General features: G+C 38.9%; 3 protein-coding genes and 1 pseudogene. All 4 read right to left on the reverse strand.

Translation table 11 applies throughout. From position 1 onward, the window contains the following. A partial coding sequence (locus GXZ13_03970) for a GIY-YIG nuclease family protein (GenBank protein NLX74994.1) occupies positions 1-102 on the reverse strand: 102 nt, incomplete at its 3' end. Further along, a complete protein-coding gene (locus GXZ13_03975; protein NLX74995.1) occupies positions 102-458 on the reverse strand; it encodes a hypothetical protein in 357 nt (118 codons plus the stop codon). The genes GXZ13_03970 and GXZ13_03975, both read right to left, overlap by 1 nt. A 100-nt stretch (positions 459-558) precedes the next feature. Further along, positions 559-1,842 (reverse strand): radical SAM protein, encoded by a 1,284-nt coding sequence (locus GXZ13_03980; protein ID NLX74996.1) that lies wholly within the window; start codon positions 1,840-1,842, stop codon positions 559-561. A 202-nt stretch (positions 1,843-2,044) separates the two neighbouring features. Then, positions 2,045-2,962: pseudogene (locus tag GXZ13_03985) on the reverse strand (SufD family Fe-S cluster assembly protein). Between the last annotated feature and the right edge of the window lie 120 nt (positions 2,963-3,082).

Below are 3,082 nucleotides of genomic sequence, written 5' to 3' on the forward strand. Positions count from 1 at the left end.
GCCTGAACCATTATTATGTGCAGCAATACGCTTATCTATGTCATATGTCCAACCTGTGTATAACGTATCATCCGAACAACGCAGTATGTAAACATAAGCAATCATATAGAAAAAGTTCCCTCCGGAAGAATTTTCTTTTTTCGCTCGTATGGATTAGTAAAAACATCTATACCCATTTGACGAAGGATGTATTTCAGAAACCCTGCAGGCGAAAGCACTTCTTGTTCTATGAGATTGTTAAACGCTTGAGTAAACTTAGAAAAATTAAACAGCTGCTCAAGAACAGTATAAGAACCTGTTACTCGAGCCAAAAATGTGCCCCAAGACGTCATTACGCTAAGAAACGATTCGACGCTACTGTCATATTTCATCGGTGTTGTTGAGCTTGCTGAAGAAGGTACTGCACAAAAAATTACGCTTATCAAAATCAATATCGCCATAAGTTTTTTAAGAGTCATTTTTAACACCTCTTTATAAAAATACGTATCATTTAATTAACACTATTTTATCACTGTCGAATTCATTAATGTTATTTTCGTCATTTGATACGCGAAATGTTTATCCGCGAGCTAAATCCTTAAGCTCTTGTAATGCTTTCGGGCTTATATCACCTGAAATCCATGACGAATAGACAGAATTATTTTGAAGCAATGGCTCTGTCGCAAGATTCGGTATTTTTTTCAATACCTGTGCAAAAGAAGGTGTCCCCGGAATTGGAGAAAACTCTGCAAGTTTCGGTTTTCCTCCACAATCACGAACAAACTTAATAGTATCTTTAACCGATTCTATGCTCTGTCCAGGTAGTCCTAAAAGTATATAAGTCTCACAATCCTCCGTGCTATATCCAGCTTTCAACAAATTAATAATTGCTGTGGCATATTCATTTCGCGCCACCTTCCCGCAACTTGTTTTTACAATGTCAGGATCAATGCTTTCAAGCGACAATCTTATCGTTACAAATCCTGATTTCTTTAATATTTCCGCACACTCGCTGTCAATCTCTCTCACGTGCAGGCCATTTGGCGTATGTAGTCGCAGTGTTCCGTCATAACGACGAGTTAACTCTTCGACAAGAGGATATGTGTATTTTTCTTTGTCTATAAGCAGAGCATCATCATAAAAAGCAAAATCGACTGCGCCAAGGCGTTTTTGATAATCTATCTCCGTAAGGACTTCAGCAATGGAACGCCTATGATATTTCGGCCAAAGTATACGTGATGCGCAATATTCGCATGACATCGGACAGCCAAATGAAGTCATGGTCACTCCGTAAGGAATTTTTTCGTAGAGATCCATCGCTGGATACGGAACGTCAGGTTGCCAATTATCTGTAATAATATAATCTGCCCCTAGAGTTGAAGCATGCTCAGGACATAGACGTGCATAAACGCCACCAAGCACAACCGGAACGTCCTTGAGTGTTTGATGTAGCAAATCGATTGTCTCTTTTACTCCACCGTACCAGTATGTCATTACAGAGGTTAAAAATATAACATCCGGCTTTTCGATTGACAAAAGCTTTTCAACTATGGAATCTCTACTTAACCCAAAGCGGTGATATCTTCTTTTTATTCCACTGTAAACTGCTGGCTTTACTATCTCTTCTGAATAGATTTTTTCTCTTCCAAAAGTCTTTTGTGCGATAGCTCCCTCATGTATGCAGTCAAGGAACGCGATATCATTGTTGTTATGTCTCATTTTTTCAAGAAGGTATAACAGTCCAACAGGCTTGGACCAAAGATCAAAGAAAGAGAAGTCATGCACAGGCGGATTGATGCCGAGAATTCTCTTTCCCGACAGTGAAAATATTTCCTCTATACTCTTTTTCTTTGTTTTGCTCATCAAACCTCACCATTCTGTCACAAAAAAGGCTGCAGAGAAGAGCTCTCCGCAGCCTTGAATTTTATTATACAGAGCGAAGACTTCTTCGCTTATTATACTCGTTGTGCTATCGAAAAAGATTTTTTGCATTCTTTCGTCTCAAAAACACCTTCGTCACTTTGTTATTTAAACAGCAACTTCTCGACCATCGGGATTTGCGCTGTTATTTTAAGAATCCTTTTAGAATTGTTGCTTCCGCTTCCGTTTCTGTCATTCCGAGTGACATCAGTTTCGTCATCTGTTCGGATGCTATTTTTCCAATAGCAGCCTCGTGAATTAATTCAGCTTCTGAATTGAAAGCGGTGATTTCGGGAATAGACGACACCTGTGCATTATCCATGATAATTGAATCACACTGGATATGACCACGGCACTTGGCGTAGCCACGCATATTCAAATGGAAAACCTGTTTAGAATCATTCTGTGCTACTGATCTAGATATAATTTGAGCTGATGCATCCTCGTCAAGTAAATTTACAGTAGCATTAGATTCTGCTGTCTGATTCAAATATGTAAGCAGTCTTTCTTTCACAATTAAATGTGCGTTTTTATGCAAGTTAACTACGGTATCTCTTATCGTATTATCTATACCTCTAATTTGATCCATTTCAAGTTCAACGACTCCATTTTCTTCAACTTCTATAATGGTTTTTGGATTTAGAATTCTAACTCCAGTGCCGTCACCCTCGCCGTAATGCTTTTCTATATACTTCATTTTGGCACCTTTTCGCACAAAAAATTCGTGCACGCCATCATGCTGAGCTTTTTTATCACTTGAATTATGAATTCCACAGCCAGCAACGATGACGACGTCAGAGTTTTCGCCTATTTCAAAGGTGTTGTAAACGACGTCCTCCAAACTCTCCGATACGATAACGGGAATATGGACACTTTCTCCTTTTGTTCCAGCTTTTATAATTACGTCAATACCTGGTTTGTCTTTTTTCGTTACAATATCAATATTAGCAGTTGTATGACGTTCAACACCTTCGCCATTTTTTCAAATATTGAATGCTCCTTTTGGCATATCATGCAAATCTGCAACTTCAAGCAATAATTTTTTATCTATCGCATTCAGCAATTGCTCTTCCCCCTTTGTTACAACTCTGACGGCAGCGACAATCTGAATCAAGTTGGCTTATTTCTCCAAGAACTTTTTCTCGCGTAGTTATCTCGCTAACAGTCCCTTCGGCCACCATAA

The organism is Synergistaceae bacterium (assembly GCA_012728235.1).
Taxonomy (GTDB): domain Bacteria; phylum Synergistota; class Synergistia; order Synergistales; family Synergistaceae; genus JAAYFL01.